Here is an 18,441-nt window from a genome sequence, read left to right on the forward strand (position 1 = left end):
GATGCATCGAACGCTTCGAGGCGGTAGCGAATTGTTTGTGCGGCGCGGCGGCGGGCGGAAACAGAAAAGCGATGTGGGTAGCGCAGTGCATAGAAACGAACTGTTGCAATGCTCCTGGCGATTGGCGACCCTGCAGGGTTCGTTCTCGGTTGGAAACGGCAGATGGCTGTTCTCGGCCCGATTGTTGAAGCTGTTGTGCGACCAATTGTTAAGGCCGGCAGCCACGTCCGCCTTTGCCGCGCTCGTAGGAGCGCAGACAGCGCTTCATCAAAGACACGAGTAGTCGCTTGGCCTCCCTTTTTTCACGCCGCTTTTGTAAAATTTCTTCGAGAACGACGCCATCCTGATCGACTGCGCGCCCAATTCAAAACGTAGGCAACGGCAAGCCGGTTAGCGTGACAACACCTCTTCACGGGCTCGAAGGCCACTAGGCGCTGCAGGAGGCATACGCCGCCGCTCGGAAGACGTTGATCGCCAGCGGATTTCCTTGAGATAGGAACGCATAACCTTACTGATTGTGCAGGATTCAAGACAGGCGGAGCGCCCGGAATAGCCGTTATGTGCGTGAGGCACCTACTCCCCTGTCAACTTTCAATAGAAAGCCTAATACACCCAGACAGTCGTTGGCCGGGAGAGATCGTTTCGACGCCGCGGCCATTTCGCTCTGGTTCCGGTAAGCCAAGCGCTCCGGCGACCATGGAAACGGGTTCAAGACAAAGATAGCGGTCCATACGGTGGGCAGCGAGATTGCTAAAAACAGGATCGGCCTCGAGCAACAGTGAAAAACTGTCAAAACCGATGCGCGCATATGACCAGTCGGTGAAGTGCAAGGTGTATCCCGTCGTAGCAGGAATGGCAGGCTTCGAGCGGGGCACCGCTTGCTGGCCGGTTGGCACGTTCTGCACATCGAGGGGGTATTGCAGTTTGGCATCGGTGCTGGCGTCGCAGCCCAATTCTGCCGAAAAATAGGGATGCCAGCCAAGCGAAACCGGCACAGGCCGGTTTTCCAGATTGGTTATCGACAATTCCACCGTCAGACGGTTGCTTTCAAGCATAAAAGATTGTTCAGCGCGGAAGGAAAATGGCCACTCAGCATCCGCCTTATAGTCAAGCACCAGTGTGCACTGATCGCCCGCCAGGCTGGAAATATCCCACGATCTTCGGTGAGCAGGTCCATGCATGGCATCAGGCGAAAGGGCGGGATGTGGAAGAAGGTCGTGGCGGATATCCGCGTGAACGAATGAGCCGCCATATAACCTGTTGTGATATGGAATGAGCGGATAGGCACCTGCCCTCGGCCAGTTCAACGGGTCAAAAGACTCCCCCGCTGTCGGCACCAGAATATCGCCGTGATCCTCGTGGTGCAGATGCGTCATCCTTCCACCCCAGGAAGGGCGGAGGCGGGCCGAAAGCTGCCTGAAGGCAATCGTAACCGTTTCAGGCAAAAGCATATGAGCCATCAGGCCGTTTCGGCACGCGTCGCTGCCAGTGAACATAGCCATCTTCCTGCATGGCCTTTTCATCCATCTCGACTCCCCAACCCGGTCGGTCCGGCCTCAGTTCCAGGTATCCATCCTTTGGCAGATAAGGGTCGACAACATAGCGCGTTTCATCCTCGCGTTTTTCGAGGTCAGTGCCACCATAAACATAGCACTGCCCCTTCGGCAGCCTGTATTCAAGAATACGGAAATTCTGCTGGGCGGCGGAGAAATGCACGTTGACGGCGGTGGCGAGCGGCCCCATCGGGTTGTGCGGCGCGATGCTGACGAAATGCGCCTCTGCCAGCGTGGCGATGCGGCGCATTTCGGAAATACCACCGACAACGCAGATGTCGGGTTGAATGATATCGGCGCCCCGGACTTGCAGAAGACGCAGGAAGTCATTGCGGTTGTAAAGACTTTCACCCGTTGCCAGCGTGCAGTTCAGCCCCTGCTTCAGGTCTCCCCACATCTCGATATTTTCCGGACGCAACGGCTCTTCGAAAAATAGCGGATCGTAAGGGGCAAGCGCATTACCCAGTTGACGAGCGGCAGCAGGCTCGAAAATCTTGGCATGCGCGTCGAAGGCAATATCGTAGTCGGGCCGCACGGTTTCGCGAAGCGAGCGGAAATATTCGGCTGAACTGCGCACCACCTCACCCCAGCGATGGGCGTGAATATCGACGCGCCATGGGCTTAGCTTGAAGGCTGTGAACCCCCAGTCTTCGTTGAGACGATCGAATTCTTCCCTTGCCGCCGGCGCATCCGGTGCCGTGTAGACGCCGGCGTAAACCTTGATACGATCACGCACTTCACCGCCCAAAAGCTTGTAGACAGGCACCCCCGCCGCCTTGGCGGCAAGGTCCCAGAGGCAATGGTCAAGGGCTGAGATTGCCGAAAGACCAAGTGCTCCGGGCGGAAAGCGGTTTTGTTGGAGGAGAAGATTGTAGAGATACTCGACCCGAGTCGGATCCTGCCCGGCAAGGAAGCCGTAGAGGTAATCCAGAACCGGGGGCAATGCGAGATCGGGGCCGTGATTGTAGCATTCGCCCCAACCGGTCAAACCGTCATCGGTATCGAGAGCGACGATAACGCGGGGGCGGTCCTTGTCGCGGGTAACGAATACCCGCATGCGATCGATTTTCATGCTTTGGTCTTCCTCTTGAATTGCGAGAAGCAACAGCCGCGCTGTTATCTGGCAGCAGCTCCGTTCTTGATCTCGGGCGGCTCGACGTAGCGGAACCTTCTCGTGCGGTCGCGGTCGCGCGGATCCGGGCGCGGAATGGCCGACAGAAGTGCCTGCGTATAAGGGTGATCCGGCGCGTTGCAGACTTTTTCGGCGTCTCCCACCTCAACAAGCTTGCCGCGATACATCACTCCGACGCGGTCGCACATGTATCTGATGACGCCGATGTCATGGCTGATGAAAATGTAAGCCAGGCCAAGTTCGTCCTGCAGCCGCATGAGCAGGTCCAGCACCTGGAAACGCACCGAAACATCGAGCGCCGATGTCGCCTCATCCGCAACGATGATGCGCGGCCGGAGCGTGATGGCGCGGGCGATACCGATGCGTTGGCGCTGGCCGCCGGAAAAGGCGTGTGGGTAACGCTCACGTCCGGCCGGGTCCAGACCCACCTGCTCCATCAGGGCGCAGACGCGCTCATCCAGTTCCTTGCCTTTCGCAATGCCGTTGACCAGCAGCGGCTCGCCGATGACCTGTGCCACCGTCATGCGCGGATTGAGCGAACCGAACGGATCCTGAAAAACCATGCGCAACTCACGCCGCGCCGCTTTCAGCTCCGCACCTTCGATTTTGGCAAGATCGACCACCGTGCCATCCGCCCGGCGATAGCGCATCTCGCCCCCGGTCGGATCGTAGAGGCGCATGATCGAGCGGCCCATGGTGGTCTTGCCGGAGCCGCTTTCGCCGACGATGCCGAGCGTTTCGCCCGGAAGCAGCTTGATCGACACGCCATCCAGCGCCTTCATCTCACCGAAGTGCATCGAGAGGTCGTTTACTTCCAGGATAGGCGCCGCGGCAAGATCGAGCGGCGGGCGGGCCAGCCGGACTTCCGCCTTCTGCTCCAGCTTCAGAACCGAGCCGATCAGCATACGCGTATAGGGGTCTTGCGGATTGTGGAATATTTCATCGACAGTGCCATATTCCTTGGCGACGCCGTGATGCATGACCAGCACGTCATCGGCAATCTGCGCCACCACGCCCATGTCGTGGGTGATGAACAGCACCGCCATGCCATGCGCCTTTTGCAGCCGCGATATCAGGTCGAGGATTTCGGCCTGCGTCGTGACGTCCAGCGCGGTTGTCGGTTCGTCGGCGATCAACAGTTGCGGTTTGCAGGCCAGCGCCATGGCGATCATGGCGCGCTGGCGCATGCCGCCGGAATATTGGAAGGCATAACGATCCAGCGCCTTTTCGGGGTTGGGAATTTCCACCTGTCGCAGCAGCTCGATGGCTTCCGCCCGGGCCTGCGCCTTGCTCATCTTCAAGTGCAGCCGCAGAACTTCGGTGATCTGATCACCGACGGTATGCACCGGCGACAGCGACGACATCGGCTCTTGAAAAATCATCGCGATGTCTGCGCCGCGCACCGAGCGGATGGCCCGGCTGCGCGGATCGAGCTTTGCGAGATCCAGCGACGTGCCGTCGGCACGGTTGAGGATGATCGACCCGGAAGCGATGTAACCGGGGCTGTCGATGATCTGCAGGATCGAGCGGGCGGTGACGGATTTGCCGGAACCGCTTTCACCCACAACGCAGAGCGTCTTGCCGGGATCGATGGAAAAAGACAGATCGTTTACCGCGCGGAAAATGCCGTTTCGCACGGGAAATTCGGTGACCAGATTGCGGACGTCAAGCAGCGGTCGGTCTGGCTTCATGGAGAGAATGTCGCTCATCCGGGGCCTCACTTGTTATAGGGGTCGGCTGCGTCACGCAAACCGTCACCGAGCAGATTGAGCGCCATGACGGCAACGACAACAGCCACGCCGGGCAGGAACAGCCACGGCGCGGTTGCGATCGAGCGAATATTCTGCGCCTCGCGAAGCAGCACGCCCCAGGAAATGGTCGGCGGCTGGAGGCCAAGACCGAGGAAGGACAGCGAGGTTTCCGCAAGGATCATCGCCGGAACCGCAAGCGTGACTGAGGCGATGATGTGGCTCGAAAAACTCGGCAGCATATGGCGGAAAATGATGCGCGCTTCCGGCACACCATCCAGCCGGGCTGCCGCCACGAACTCTTCCGTCCTCAGTGACAGGAACCTGCCGCGCACGACGCGGGCAAGCTGCGCCCAGCCGGTCAAGGACAGGATGATGGTGATCATCATATATTGCAGCGTTGCCGGCCAACCCTGCGGCAGGGCAGCGGCAAGCGCCAGCCAGATGGGAATAGTCGGCAGCGACAAAACGAAGTCGATGACGCGCTGCATGACAAAATCGATGCGGCCGCCATAATAACCGGAGATACCGCCCAGAACGACACCGAGAAGCAGCGAGAAAAACACGCCGACGAGACCGATGGACAGCGAAATCTGCGAGCCCTGTATTACCCGGCTGAAAACATCACGGCCAAGGCGATCCGCGCCGAAAAGGAAGAGCGGTCGGGTCTTGTCGGTCGAGGCCAGCAGATGGATATCCGTGGTGAACAGGCCGAGCACCGAATATTCGTAGCCGCGACCGAATAGCTGGATCGGGATTTTCTTGGCCGTATCTTCGACGAACACAGCCGCCAGCGTTTCAGGATCGCGCGTCAGCTTCAGCGGATAATAGTGCAGACCAAGCGAGAGGCCGTCCGTCGTATCGATGAAATGCACACGTTGCGGCGGATGGAAGGTGGCGCGCGCATTCTGCAGAACCGGATCGTTGATGGCGAAGAAACCTGGCAAAAGCGCGACGATATACATTGCGATGGTGACGAACAGGGCGGCCATGGCCAGCCTGTGGCGCTTGAACGCCCACCAGATCAGTTGCCATTGCGAGGCGACAGCAGCGCGGTCCGGCCGGGTATTGGTGGTGATGGCGATATCGCTCATGGCGCCCTCCTATTCGAGACGGATGCGCGGATCGACCAGCGCAAGAAGGATGTCGCTGATGAGCGATCCGATCAACGTCAATCCGCAGATCAAAAGCACAAAGGCGCCGGCGAGATACATGTCCTGCGCCATCAGCGACTGCAAAAGAAGCGGCGCGGCCGTCGGCAGATTGAGCACGATAGCAACCACAACCGAGCCTGAAATGAGATTGGGCAACAGCCATGCAATCGTGGAAATGAATGGGTTGAGCGCAATTCTCAAAGGATATTTCGTCAGCAGCCGGAACTCGGACAATCCCTTTGCGCGCGCGGTGGTCACGTAGGGTTTGGGTAATTCGTCCAGCATGTTTGCGCGCATGACGCGGATGAGGCTTGCCGTGGAGGACACCGCGAGGATCGCAACTGGTAGCCAGATGTGGGCCATCAGATCCATCATCTTGGCGATGCTCCACGAAGCAGTCTCGTACTCCGCCGAAAACAGCCCTCCGACATCGGCCCCAAATTCCACCGCCGCGACATACATCAGCACCAGCGCCAGAAGGAATGACGGTATGGAAAGGCCGAAAAAGGAGAAGGCGGTAAAAAGATAATCGCCGATCGAATATTTGCGCACGGCGGAGAAGACGCCGATCGGAAGTGCGATGGCCCAGGTTGCGAGAAGGCTTGCTATGGCCAGAACCAGCGTCAGCGCCATGCGCTCCCAGATGAGGCCGGAAACGGGCTGCTGCCATTCGAACGAGATGCCAAAATCGCCGCGACTGATGATGCCCCATATCCATTTGAGATATTGCACGATCATCGGGTCATCGAGCCCGAAGCGCTCTCGCAGTTGCGCTGCCGTATTGTGGTCTATGACTTCGTTGGACGCAGCAAGCGTGGCGATGTAAGTCGTCACGTAGTCACCGGGTGGCAGCTGGATCAGTACAAAGGCAAGAAAACTGACGGCGAACAGGGATGGTATCATCCACAGCAGGCGTTTTACGATAAATAGCAGCATGACGTTCTCGCAATCACGTTTTACCACACGCGCCGCCTTCCACTACGAGACGGCTTGCGGGTGGTCGAAGCAACCTGAGAGGCGCCGCCGCATTGATGAAGCGACGCCCATGTGGCGGTGTCAGCTTGTGAAGGTGAACTGTTGCGGCAACGCCGGGCCGGGGTTGGGCCATGACCAGCTGTCGGGTTCTTTCTCCGGCACGTTGCGAAGGTTGTTGCGGATGATACCGAAACCACCAACGGCAAGGCAAAGACCGATCGTCTCGAACTCGTCCGCCGCAATATCGAAGATTTCCTTCATCTTCTCGCCGCGCTTGACAAGGTCGGCCGTCGAACGCGCTTCATCGAACAGTTTGAAGCGCTTCTTCTGGCTTTCCGGCGGCTCTTCCCCCTTCTGCCCGTTGGATGTGTACCAAAGCGCCCACGGAATGGCGTAGCGCGACCCCTGCGGGTGGAACGCGAAGAAGTCACGCGGGTCGAGCATCGGATCGAGACCGCCCGGACCCGGCCAGACCGCCGCATCATGGGCGTTATCATCGCCGCGTGTGTAGTACAGCGCGCGTTCGATGGTGTTGACCTTGATATCGACGCCGATTTGCGCCCACTGCGCCTTCACCAGTTCCAGCGCATCGACGAGATCGGGATAGAGTGTCGGGATCACATCGATCGAGAAGAAAATCGGCTGGCCGTCAGGCCGGAGCCGCATGCCGTTGCCGTTCTTCTTGTCGTAACCCGCCTTGTCGAGAAGATCGTTCGCCTTGGCGACATCGTATTCGGTGTTCTGACGCGCCAGCTTTTCGTGATACCAGGGATGTGTCGGGCGCGGCCCGGCCTGATAGCCCTCGCTCTGGCCGAAATAGACGATGTCGATGATTTCCTGGCGGTTGAGCGCGATGGACAGCGCCTGACGGAACGACTTGTCGCCGAACATCTTGCGCATCTCAGGGTCTTTGTGGGTGATGTTGAGGTAGATCTGGCACTGCTGCGCAGCCGATGGCACCAGCGTCAACAGACGGTAATCGCCCTTTTTCATGTTCTGCGACAGCGTCGGCTTGTTGGCGAGAACGCTGATATGGCGTTCCTGAATGTCGATCTTGCCGGAGATGACGTTCAGCATCAGCGATTCGACATCCTGCGAAATGCCGAAATTGACTTCGTTGATATAGGGAAGCTGGTTGCCTTCCGTATCGACCTGCCAGAAGTAAGGATTGCGTGTCATGACCACACGGGTCGCGCCGCCGGAATAGGGTTCCTTGACCACCCACGGGTCGAGCGTCGGCTTGTCGACATTCGACCAGCGCGACGGAATTTCGATGTCGCCGCACTTGGCGCGGAACAGTTCCGTCCAGCTGGACACGCCAGCCGCCTTGACGTCGGCATCGAGCGCCGTGTTGTATTTCGGCAGAAACTTGCTGCAATAATGCTTGGCAAACAGCGTCGGATGCTGGCCGAGCGGCGTGGCGAGGTTTTCCAGATAGAGCGCGTTTGGCGCTGCGAATTTGAACCTGACCGTGAAATCATCGACTTTCTCGACATCGACCGCCTTACCGGCGACGGAGAGCTGCGCCGGGGTAGCGCTGTAAAGCTCCTTGTTCTTGATGCAGTCCTCGATGGCGAACACCACGTCATCTGCGGTAAAGGGATGTCCATCAGACCATTTCGCGCCCTGCAACAGATGGAAGGTGAACTGCGAGGCGTCGTCATTGACCTCCCATTTCTCGGCAAGGTTGGGCAGAACTTCGGTGAAGTCCATGTTCCAGCGCACCAGCCCCTGGTTGCCGACCATGCGCAGGATGCCGTTATGGTCCGACGAACCGCGCAGGCCGCGGCGCAATGTGCCGCCATAGGTGCCGATCTTTTCATGCGGCGTTACCACCATCGGATTTTTTGGCAGACGTTCCGCCAACGGCGGCAGTTTGCCGTCTTTTACCAGGGCTGCCAGTTCCGGCGCTTCCTTGCCGGCAGCAGCCAGGGCCGAGCTCCCGATGACGGACACGGCGGCGACGCCGCCAAGCCCAGCCATAAAGGTTCGGCGCGTCACGCCCAGTGAAAATTTATCGCCATCGCGCATCGACTATCCTCCCAAAAAATCACCGGCAGCGAGACAGCTTTCACCGAACCGCAACAGCCTCCCGGCCAGCCAGCACACCGATCCTCCACCGGCAGGGCAGACCATATGGGCGTTTTCAGATGATTACAAGTATTGACAGATTTTTACATATTTTTTATTCGTAGGCCGGTTTTCACGATCAGGTTTGAGGAAAGAACCGGCACGACAGTAACCACGTTCATGAAATTCCCGGTATTTCTGTTGCGATTGAAATGCAGGAAACCCATTAACTTCAGCGATTTGCAACGGAAGGGCTGCTGATGGACAATCAAACCGCATCCGCCGCCGCTCGAGGCGAGACTCGCTTGAGCGACATCATCTACGAAAAGATCATCGGAATGATTTCTGATGGGCGGTTTCCCGTGAACGAGCGGTTGCCGTCGGAGCAAAATCTGGCTTCTCTGTTCGGGGCTTCCCGGCCTGTGGTGCGCGAAGCGCTGGAGCGGCTGCGCAACGACGGGCTTATCGTTTCGCAGAAAGGTTCCGGCTCCTATGTGCGCCAGCAGCCGGATTCATCCGTGTTGCAGCAGGTTCCTGTCGGCTCGCTTGCCGATGTGCAGCGTTTCTTCGAGTTCCGGTCCGGCCTTGAGTCTGCAGCCGCCGAACTTGCAGCACGCAGTTGGCAGGCTGCCGACAAAGCCCGCATCGAACAGGCCATTACCGCGCTGGAACAGTGTCTTGCGCGCAACGATCTTGGTGCGGAGGAGGACTTTGCCCTGCACGAAGCCATTGCTAAAGCGAGCCATAACCAGTTCCACATCACCGTGCGGATATGGTTCAAGCCGCATTTCGCGATCGGCCAGTCGGTGACGCGCAGCCTCAGCCTCAAGCGTACGCCGCAACATGTGCGCGAGGTACAGAACGAACATACGGCAATCGTGGAAGCGATTTTTGCGCGCCAGGAACAGGCCGCGCATGACGCAATGAAAGATCACATCCTAAAGGCCCGTGCCCGCATGTTTCAGGGCGTCGGCAGCTAGAACCGTTTTTTCAACATTTCAAAAGGCGAGCCATACAGGGCAAGGGAAAATAATCAGTGATCCAGCCACGCATCATAGAGCCGAAACTCCGCTCTCTCATCGACACGCCGTTGAAGGTCGGCGAATCACCGGCATGGGATGAGCGTACCGGGAATCTGTGGTTCGTCGACATTCTCGCCCCCGCCATTTTCTGCCTGCATCCGGGCGGCAAACTCGACAGATACGAAATGCCCGCCCAGGTGGGATGCCTCGGTCTTTGCGACAATGGCCTTGTTGTGGCGGGCCTCAAGACGGGCGTGCACCTTCTAGACCCCGCAAACGGCGCGCTCGAACTGCTGTGCGATCCGGACGAAGGACGAGCAGACAGCCGTCTCAACGACGGCAAGGTCGGCCCCGATGGCCATTTCTGGGTGGGAACCCGCGACGAGGCTGCCGTGCAGACAGGAAATGCCCGCCTCTATCGTATCGCGCCAGATGGCGGCGTCGAGCTTGTCATCAATGGCGATATGTTCACATCGAACGGGCTTGCCTGGAATGTGGACGGAACGCGCATGTATCATTCCGATAGCAGCGGTCTGATGTATCAGGCGTTCGATTTCGATGTCGCGACGGGCAGGCTCGGTCCAGCCGAACGCCTGCACGATTTCGCACCCGACGAAGGCAGGCCTGATGGCGCGGCGACCGATTGCGAAGGCTGTTACTGGAGCGCCGGCGTTCAGGCCGGGCGTCTCAACCGCTTTTCGCCGGAGGGCGAACTGTTTGAGATATACAGGTTGCCGTTCAAAGGGCCGACCATGCCATGTTTCGGCGGCCCGGGCCTCAAAACGATCTATCTCACGAGTCTTGTGACCGAAACGAACGGAACAACCACCCCAGGTACGCTTGTTGCGTTTGATGTGCCTGTCGCGGGCGTAGCCGTTCACAAATTTTCTATCTGAAGATGCCCTTTGATTTTTAAGGAAACCAGTTGATGACGACATTCGATTTCCGCCAGGCTCTGCACGGTATTTCCGGCGTCCCCGTTACGGCTTACGAGACAGACGGGGAAGTCGATATAGCTGTCACCATCGAAGCCTATGCCCGTGTAGCAAAGGCGGGCATCCACAATATCGTTGCTGCGGGCAATACCGGCGAGTTTTACGCGTTGACGCCCGCTGAAATTTTCAAGGTCTACGAAGCTGCGATTGAAGGGGTGAACGGGCAAGCCCCCGTTACTGCAGCGATTGGACGCTCACAACGGGAGGCCCTGTCCATGGCGCGTCGGGCCAGGGAGATGGGCGCGTCTGCGGTCATGTCCCACCAGCCGGTTGACCCGTTCGCAGCGCCGCAATCACAGATCGACTATTTTATCGGCCTGGCTGAAGGCAGCGAATTGCCTCTCGTAGCCTATGTCCGCGCCGACGGGTTCTCGGTCAATGACATGGTCAGACTATCGAGCCATTCGAATGTCGCAGGCATAAAGTTCGCGACGACGGATATTATGCTTCTGTCGCGTGCGATCGCCGCTTCCGATCCTGACGGCTCACTTTACGTGTGTGGACTGGCAGAAAGCTGGGCTCCCGCCTTCTGCGCCGTCGGAGCCCGCGGTTTCACATCCGGTCTCGTCAATGTCGCACCGCAATTTTCCCTGCAAGTTCATGATGCACTGACGGCCGGCGATTTCTCGACCGCACGTAAGATCGTTGAAAAGATCGAGTTGTTCGAACGGCTGCGGACACGATACCGGAACGGCGCCAATGTGACTGTGGTGAAGGAAGCGATGCAGATACAGGGGCTTGCGGTTGGCCCAGTTCGAGCACCAGGACTCGCCCGTCTGGACGACGAGGATCGTGCAACACTTGAAGTCCTGCTTGCCAGCTGGCAATGACAAAAGCCTCATTCCCAACTGTGGAGACACACTACGATGCCGATGATGGCACCCAACCCATCTGTGGAATTATGCGCCTAACCGGCTCGGTTGCGATGAACAAACAATGCCTTGCGTCACGCCCAGACGAACATTGTGGTTATCTGGACCAGGGGTTGATCACTTTCACCCCGGCAGCCTCGAAAGGGCTTGTATCGCGAGTTGAGATCGTGAGGCCATTTGCTGCCGCTGTGGCTGCAATGTAGCCATCGGCCGTGCCGATTGCTTTCCCAGACGCTCGAGCGCGTGCCATCAGTTCAGAGTAGAACTGAGAAGTAGTCAGATCGAAGGACAGGATGCGGCCGGAAAAGTGTGGCAGCACCTCGCCCTCGAGACGGTCGCGGAGGATAGTTTGCCGTCTGCCTGAAGGCATAGCAGCAATTCCGAAGCGAAGTTCCGTAATCGTTATTGCGGAGATGAACAGCGTTTCGACAGCTTGGGCGTCCAACCAGGCAATCACCGCCTCGTCCGGAACCGGTTTCCAAGGTTCGGATATGACGTTGGTGTCAAGCAAGATCATTCGAAGGTCATCGGCTTAGCAGGTGTCTTGTCGCGACTTTTCTGAAGAGCTTCAACGTCGCTGTTGGAAAGCTCGGCGTCGCGACCAATGGCCGCTAGCAACGACCCGAGCTGAATACGTTCCGGAGGACGAACAGCCGCTTCAATAATGTCACGAATCTCGGCCTCCGTGCTCCGGCCATGATGAGCCGCTCGCACCCTCAGAGCGCGATGTGTTTCTTCAGAAAGGTTACGAATGGTGACTGCCGGCATTGATATCATCCTTGGAAAAATGATCTCTTTGATATCAAAATACCAAGAATGATGCTAAAATTCAAGAGTATTGAGTTTCAGCAGGATTTGACCCGTTTTTCCATTTCGCGGCCGACAATCCGTCGAGAATACCGCAACCACGAGCTATCGTCCTCGGGAAGATCTATGCACGCCTTGCGAGAATGATTGTCGAGCGGGCGGGGTTTTCAGCGAGACATGAGCATGACCCGAAATTTTCCATACTGGCCATTTCCAAATGGCCAATTTCCAAGAAAACAGTGCTTCCCCCGGTGAGGCTGGCTATCGCGCATGCTGTCCGTGTGATCGAGATTGGACGTGTCTGATGTTGCCCTAGGGGTCTTCCGCGTCCATATAGTTCTAATGACGCATGATTCGAAAATATTCGTAGGTCTTCGATCCGCTCGCAAACGCTCGCCATCGCCCAACCAAGCCACAGGCCCAAAATGCCAATGGGACGGGTGTGAAAAGATCGGTACTCACCGCGCGCCGGTGGGATCGGGTGCAGAAGGTCTTTACCTCTTATTCTGCCTTGAGCATGTGACTGACTACAACAAGGGTTATAGTTTTACGACGCCACCCTCCAATGCCGACGTCGCCCGTTACCAGAAAGAAGCGACGACGGGTGCGCGCCCGACCTGGGGTAAGAGGGTGAGCGCGGCGACTGAAACTCCGTTACCGTCTTCAGTTCGTTCAGGCTCGGCAAAAACGCTAAATGCTCGCAAAGCCGATCGGCAGGGGCAATCGCGGATCGGCGCCCAACAGAGAAAGCTCAAGGTACTGGAAGCCAAAGCTTTCGAAACACTCGGCCTTTCTTCCCAGGCGACATCCCAAGAAATCAAGAGCCGCTATAAGGAGAGGCTCAAAATGCACCATCCCGACGCCAATGACGGAGACCGCAATTCTGAGGATGCACTTCGAAGCTCGATCGAAGCGTATCGAATCCTTAAATTGAACGGTTTTTGCTAAAGCCTGTTTAAAAGGGGTTACGATCCCTGCCTTGAAGGGATCAGAACCACTGACCCGTTCCAACGCATAGATGAGATGATCACTCGGACCTCAATCCAAGCCAAAATTTCTCAAATGCATTCAAGGAGCATCTTCGTCATTCGCCCAGCAGCTACGCGCAGACACGTGCTCCTTTGCGCGAGGTTGCGCTGAGCAATGGGCCCTCGGCGTGATTTGTATTTTTCGCTATTCGACCGCAAAAGCGAAGACACCGGATGGCCTATTGGACAAACTCTGCCTTGAGGAGAATCGCCGTCATCGCCACTTAGACGGCCGAAAGACACAGGGATACCGATGTCCATGTTGTCACTACGCAACCGTGCGACACTCTGATTGCCCATATTCAGTCCCGCAGAACGGTGAGGCTCCATCAGTTTTGGTGGAGCGCGCGTCGATGCTTCCCCGCAAGGGCGCCCAGCCTGTCGGTGGTCGGGACTTCGGCTTTTGTCTCGGCACGCCGGGTGCTTGAGGGCCAACTCTCGGTCCCCGATCATTTATCCAGAAAGATGGCTTTCTTTCATCCTTAGCGTTACAACGACGCCGCCCTCTCCCCAGTTATAGTCGATTGATCCACCGAGTTGTCCAGAGACTGTCCTGTGCAACATCTTACTGCCGTAACCGTCTGACGATCTGGGCGACTGGGCAGGGTCGCCTCCGTGTTCGCTCCAGACGATCTCGACCTCGTCTTCGATTACAGAACCGGATATGTCGAGCAATCCCGCATTATTCGACAAGGCACCATATTTGAGCGAATTCGTTGCCAACTCGTGTATCACGAGTGCCAGGCTGGTTGCGGCCTTTTCTCCTAATCCCATCCGCGGCACAGCAACGCGGATGCGACCTGCAAAAGCTCCGACGTCGTCGTAAGGGGCAAGCAGCACAGCAAAGAGGTCACCGAGCAATGCCGATCTCCCCTGGCCATCGGGGAGCGGGCGCACCAGTTCGTGGGCCCTGCCGAGGGCCGTCAGTCGCTCAGTCAACTGCTTTGCCATTTCCTCTTTTGTCTCGGTCGTCCGCGAGGTGATATTTGTTAATCCAGAGGCCAGAGCCAGAATATTCTTGACGCGATGGCTCATCTCGCCGGCAAGGAGTTCATGCCCTTCCTCCGCCTGCTTGCGGCCCGTGACGTCAAGAAAGATGCCTGTCATTTTTTCGGTTGCAGCGTCTCCCTCGTTGCCCTGGCCCCGAGCGGAAATCCAACGAACGTCGGAGGCGTTCGTGAGAATGCGGAAATCAATTTCAAACGGGCCGTCGATGGCGCGGGTTGCGACGAACGCCGCCCTGACGCGGTCTCGGTCGGCGGGATGCACCTTGGCGGAAAGGTGCTCAAAAGTGAGGTCTACCTCGCCACAAATGTCCCAGAGTTCGTAAGCCTTGGCATCCATCACAAACGTGTCGTCATCGACGATCCAGGCCCAGAGCGCGACCCCGGCCGACTGGATAGCACGCCTGAGCTCGGCTGTACTCCATTCAGGTTGTGATGTGCCTTTGCTCAATTTCAAATGTCTCCCACCCCATACAAAAGCTGGTATCGATCTAGAACTAGCTGGCCAGCGAAGCGTTATCAATGTTCTACGTAGGATGTGCTTTATTGGGATGGAAGTGGAATGGCATTAATTTCGGACCGGTATCGGGACATATTTGTTGGCGATGGAGAGATGGCGCAGATGATGCGGCGCCATGACTGGGCGGATAGTACACTTGGTTGTCCGGACGAGTGGCCCGAAGCGCTGAAGGTCGCAATTCGGCTGTTGCTCACCTCAAAATTTGAAATGTGGCTTGGCTGGGGTCCAGACATCGCCTTTTTCTATAACGATGCCTATAGGCCGACCTTGGGAAATAAGCACCCCAACGCGCTTGCTGTGCCGACAAAGATATTATGGGCTGAAATCTGGAATGATATCAAAGGGCGCTTGGAAACCGTTTATTCAAGCGGAGAGGCAACCTGGGACCGCGCGCTGCTCTTGCTTCTCGAACGCGACGGGTATCCGGAAGAAACGTATCATACCTTCTCTTACAGTCCGCTGATCGGAGACAATGGCAAGGTCGAGGGCGTCTTCTGCGCGGTCACGGAAGAAACCGAGCGGGTCATCAGTGAACGCCGCCTGGCAACTATGCGCACCCTGGCGTCTGGCCTTGCCGTGGCCGACACCGAGGTCGAAGTCTTCAACGCTTCACGCAAAGCGCTTAACGACAACCCTCAGGATCTTCCCTTCTGCGCACTTTACGTTTTTGACGAGAACGGCAATGCGATGCGCCGGTGGGTTTGCGGCACAGCTGAAGACGACACTTTATTGCCGGTAACAATAAACCGTGGTGTGGGTATCTGGAACCTTGAACGCGCCTGGCAAGAACAGGCCATGGATCTGATAAAGTTGTCGGCCACAGACGTCATCCCGTCGGGGCCCTGGCAAAGAGCGCCATCTCAGGCTGCGGTCATTCCTTTGGTCGGACAAGCCAGCGACCAACCCAAGGGGGTAATGATCACCGGGCTCAATCCGCATCGGGCGGTCAGCGACGATTACCTGGATTTCCTTAAATTGATTGCCGGCCAGATCACCTCGCGCTTGGCGAGCGCCGAAGCGTTCGAAACAGAACGTCGACGGGCAGCGGCGCTTGCGGAGGCTGCCGAGATTCGGGAAAAAGCAGCGTTGGCACTCGAGCAGCTCAATCGTCAACTCTCCTCAGAAGTGGAACTTCGGACCGCGGAGCGAGATCGGATGCGCGCCCTGTTCCAGCAAGCCCCAAGTTTCATGTGCATCCTCAGCGGGCCTGAACACACGTTCGAGCTGGTCAACGATGCCTATAATCAACTTGTCGGGCATCGCGAGCTCCTTGGCCTCAGTGTCAGAGAGGCGCTGCCTGAGATTGCCGGGCAAGGTTTCTTCGAATTGCTCGACGGTGTTTTTCGATCGGGCACGCCGTATATAGGTCGTTATGTGCCTGTTTTCCTTGAACGGGATGGCAAGGAGCAGCCGGATCAGCGCTTCGTACATCTGATCTACCAGCCAATTTTTGATCTTAACGGATCAGTGACGGGGATCTTCGTTGACGGCTTCGATGTTACGGACCAAAAACGTGCTGAGGATCAGCTTCAGAGCCTTAACCACACCCTTGAGGAAAAAGTCGAGCAGCGCACTATTGAACTGAGAACTGCGCTTCTGAAGCTTGAGAAAGAAACTGTCGAGCGCGAAACCGCACAGATCGCGTTGAGGCAGGCGCAAAAGATGGAAGCGCTGGGTAACCTCACAGGCGGCGTGGCGCATGACTTCAACAATCTTCTCCAGGTCGTGAGCGGCAACCTGCAGCTACTCTCCAAAGATATCGACGGCAACAGGCGGGCAGAACAACGCCTGCATAATGCCTTGGCCGGCGTTGCCCGCGGCGCAAAGCTTGCATCGCAGCTTTTGGCCTTCGGTCGCCGTCAGCCGCTCGAGCCCAAAGTCGTCAATGTTCGAAAACTCATCCAGAATATGGACGATATGCTGCGCCGGGCACTGGGCGAAGAGATAGAACTCGAAACCGTTGTCTCCGGCGGGCTATGGAATACGCTGATCGATCCGAGTCAGTTGGAGAACGCCATCCTTAACCTGGCAATCAATTCGAGGGACGCGATGGAAGGCCGCGGACGATTGACAATCGAGACCGGAAATGCGGTTCTCGACGACAATTACGCCCGTTCGCACGACGATGTCCGTCCCGGACAATATGTACTCGTTGCAGTGACCGATACGGGGTCAGGAATATCGCCGGATATCATAGAGCATGTCCTGGAACCGTTCTTCAGCACGAAAACGGACGGGAAGGGAAGCGGCCTCGGTTTGTCGATGGTTTACGGCTTTCTTAAGCAGTCCGGCGGCCACCTCAAAATCTACAGCGAGGTCGGGCATGGGACGACCATGAAACTCTATATGCCGCGCACGGTGCACGTCGAAGACAGCCTGAGTGATCCAGAGGCCATTGCGGTGACGGGTGGCACGGAAACTGTTCTCGTGGTGGAAGACGATGACGGCGTTAGGGAAACATCGGTGGCGCTGCTGACGGACCTTGGTTACCGCGTCCTCCAAGCGAGAGACGCACAGTCCGCATTCGCCGTCGTCAGCAGTGGCGTTCAGATCGACCTGCTGTTCACGGACGTCGTGATGCCGGGCCCGATGCGCAGCACAGATCTTGCGAGGAAGGCCAAGGCTCAGTTCCCTGGCATGGCCGTATTATTTACCTCAGGCTACACCGAAAATTCGATCGTCCACGGCGGCCGGTTGGACGCTGGTGTCGAGTTGCTATCCAAACCCTACACGCGCGAGGCACTGGCCCGCAAAGTCCGCCACGTCCTGAACAACGCGCAGCAACACAGGATTGCCTTGCAACGGATGGAGCGCCAGGAGCCCGCGCCTGCACCCGAGCAGGAGCCGCTTGATAGCCGCCCAACGGTGTCTGCAAAACCGCATGTCCTTATCGTTGAGGATGAGCCGCTTATCCTGATGTCGACGGTCGACATGGTAGAGGAGCTTGGTCACACGGTGCACGAGGCTAACTCAGCGGAAGATGCCCTCAGCGTCCTTGAGACCAACAGGATCGACATGTTGCTGACAGATGTCGGTCTGCCCGGCATGTCCGGGATCGAACTTGCAAGGCATGTAAGGGAACGCTGGCCAAACGTGCGGATCGTTTTCGCAAGCGGTGACGACAACGCCAAGACAGCCTCGGGTATTTCCGATGCGCAGCAATTATCCAAGCCTTTCAGTATCGATGGGCTGCGACAGGTGTTGGGTAAAGCCGATCGGACCTTGTGACCGCAATCTGGCTGGCATGGCTCGCGGATGGTTATAACGACGTTTGCCATCGCGCTATTTGGCGATGGCGGCCGGCCACTTGAGCGAGGTTGAGTATCCAGTCCCACCTGCGCTGTTGACCACCGGGTCATCACGATTGTGGGACTGGATCTGTGGAGATACCTCGATGCCCCTGGGCGATCGAGGCCACGGCACTCTTCGCCGGTTAATGCGCCGTTCGGTTCTTATTCAAAGTCGACGCCCCCGCGGCGTAAGGCATAGCTCGACCGACAAGAACCGTGCGGCATAGAACACCACCAGCTCGATCCGGATCAGCCGTACGCCGCGGGGCAC

The 18,441-nt window shown here is 57.6% G+C and carries 14 protein-coding genes; 5 read left to right on the top strand and 9 right to left on the bottom strand.

Annotated features, from left to right (window positions below; genetic code table 11):
* Positions 1 to 584: 584 nt before the first annotated feature.
* The 6 genes from ASD46_RS26000 to ASD46_RS26025 all read right to left on the bottom strand — a co-directional run bounded on the left by ASD46_RS26000 (position 585) and on the right by ASD46_RS26025 (position 8,593).
* Positions 585 to 1,451: an aldose 1-epimerase gene (locus ASD46_RS26000; RefSeq protein ID WP_060643029.1), complete on the bottom strand. Its 867-nt coding sequence runs from the start codon at positions 1,449 to 1,451 to the stop codon at positions 585 to 587.
* On the bottom strand, positions 1,438 to 2,625 hold the full coding sequence (locus ASD46_RS26005; protein WP_013637437.1) for a galactarate dehydratase: 1,188 nt from the start codon (positions 2,623 to 2,625) through the stop codon (positions 1,438 to 1,440). Before ASD46_RS26005 ends, ASD46_RS26000 begins: the two co-directional genes overlap by 14 nt.
* Before the next feature lie 44 nt (positions 2,626 to 2,669).
* Positions 2,670 to 4,394 (bottom strand): ABC transporter ATP-binding protein, encoded by a 1,725-nt coding sequence (locus tag ASD46_RS26010; protein ID WP_060643030.1) that lies wholly within the window; start codon positions 4,392 to 4,394, stop codon positions 2,670 to 2,672.
* Between the two features lie 8 nt (positions 4,395 to 4,402).
* Entirely contained in the window at positions 4,403 to 5,527 is a 1,125-nt protein-coding gene (locus ASD46_RS26015) for an ABC transporter permease (RefSeq protein WP_003517190.1), read from the bottom strand.
* Positions 5,528 to 5,536: 9 nt separating this feature from the next.
* Positions 5,537 to 6,523, bottom strand: coding sequence for an ABC transporter permease (locus ASD46_RS26020; RefSeq protein WP_003517191.1), 987 nt, complete (start codon positions 6,521 to 6,523; stop codon positions 5,537 to 5,539).
* Between the two features lie 120 nt (positions 6,524 to 6,643).
* Positions 6,644 to 8,593 carry an ABC transporter substrate-binding protein gene (locus tag ASD46_RS26025; protein WP_060643031.1) on the bottom strand — a complete coding sequence of 650 codons (1,950 nt, stop codon included), beginning with the start codon at positions 8,591 to 8,593 and terminating at the stop codon, positions 6,644 to 6,646.
* Positions 8,594 to 8,892: 299 nt separating this feature from the next.
* Between ASD46_RS26025 and ASD46_RS26030 the strand changes: the two genes are divergently transcribed.
* The 3 genes from ASD46_RS26030 to ASD46_RS26040 are packed head-to-tail and all read left to right on the top strand — an operon-like array spanning position 8,893 to position 11,479.
* Positions 8,893 to 9,612: a FadR/GntR family transcriptional regulator gene (locus ASD46_RS26030; protein ID WP_003517195.1), complete on the top strand. Its 720-nt coding sequence runs from the start codon at positions 8,893 to 8,895 to the stop codon at positions 9,610 to 9,612.
* Positions 9,613 to 9,668: 56 nt separating this feature from the next.
* Positions 9,669 to 10,550 (top strand): SMP-30/gluconolactonase/LRE family protein, encoded by an 882-nt coding sequence (locus ASD46_RS26035; protein WP_060643032.1) that lies wholly within the window; start codon positions 9,669 to 9,671, stop codon positions 10,548 to 10,550.
* Between the two features lie 32 nt (positions 10,551 to 10,582).
* Positions 10,583 to 11,479 carry a dihydrodipicolinate synthase family protein gene (locus tag ASD46_RS26040; protein ID WP_060643033.1) on the top strand — a complete coding sequence of 299 codons (897 nt, stop codon included), beginning with the start codon at positions 10,583 to 10,585 and terminating at the stop codon, positions 11,477 to 11,479.
* A 139-nt stretch (positions 11,480 to 11,618) separates the two neighbouring features.
* On the opposite strand, the gene ASD46_RS26045 is transcribed toward ASD46_RS26040, so the two are convergent.
* The gene (locus tag ASD46_RS26045) at positions 11,619 to 12,038 is read right to left on the bottom strand and encodes a type II toxin-antitoxin system VapC family toxin (protein ID WP_060643034.1); all 420 of its coding nucleotides are present in this window, start codon (positions 12,036 to 12,038) and stop codon (positions 11,619 to 11,621) included.
* Complete coding sequence (locus tag ASD46_RS26050; protein WP_038496682.1) at positions 12,035 to 12,289, bottom strand: FitA-like ribbon-helix-helix domain-containing protein; 255 nt, start codon at positions 12,287 to 12,289, stop codon at positions 12,035 to 12,037. The genes ASD46_RS26045 and ASD46_RS26050 overlap by 4 nt, the downstream gene beginning before the upstream one ends.
* 381 nt (positions 12,290 to 12,670) lie before the next feature.
* Here ASD46_RS26050 and ASD46_RS26055 point away from each other — a divergent pair, with 381 nt between their 5' ends.
* The gene (locus tag ASD46_RS26055) at positions 12,671 to 13,276 is read left to right on the top strand and encodes a J domain-containing protein (RefSeq protein WP_060643053.1); all 606 of its coding nucleotides are present in this window, start codon (positions 12,671 to 12,673) and stop codon (positions 13,274 to 13,276) included.
* Between the two features lie 533 nt (positions 13,277 to 13,809).
* Here ASD46_RS26055 and ASD46_RS26060 read toward each other — a convergent pair.
* Positions 13,810 to 14,817: a sensor histidine kinase gene (locus tag ASD46_RS26060; RefSeq protein ID WP_060643035.1), complete on the bottom strand. Its 1,008-nt coding sequence runs from the start codon at positions 14,815 to 14,817 to the stop codon at positions 13,810 to 13,812.
* A gap of 156 nt (positions 14,818 to 14,973) precedes the next feature.
* Here ASD46_RS26060 and ASD46_RS26065 point away from each other — a divergent pair, with 156 nt between their 5' ends.
* Positions 14,974 to 18,108 (top strand): response regulator, encoded by a 3,135-nt coding sequence (locus tag ASD46_RS26065; RefSeq protein ID WP_060643036.1) that lies wholly within the window; start codon positions 14,974 to 14,976, stop codon positions 18,106 to 18,108.
* Positions 18,109 to 18,441: the final 333 nt, after the last annotated feature.

Source organism: Rhizobium sp. Root491, from assembly GCF_001427205.1.
In the GTDB taxonomy this organism is placed as follows: Bacteria; Pseudomonadota; Alphaproteobacteria; order Rhizobiales; family Rhizobiaceae; genus Agrobacterium; species Agrobacterium tumefaciens.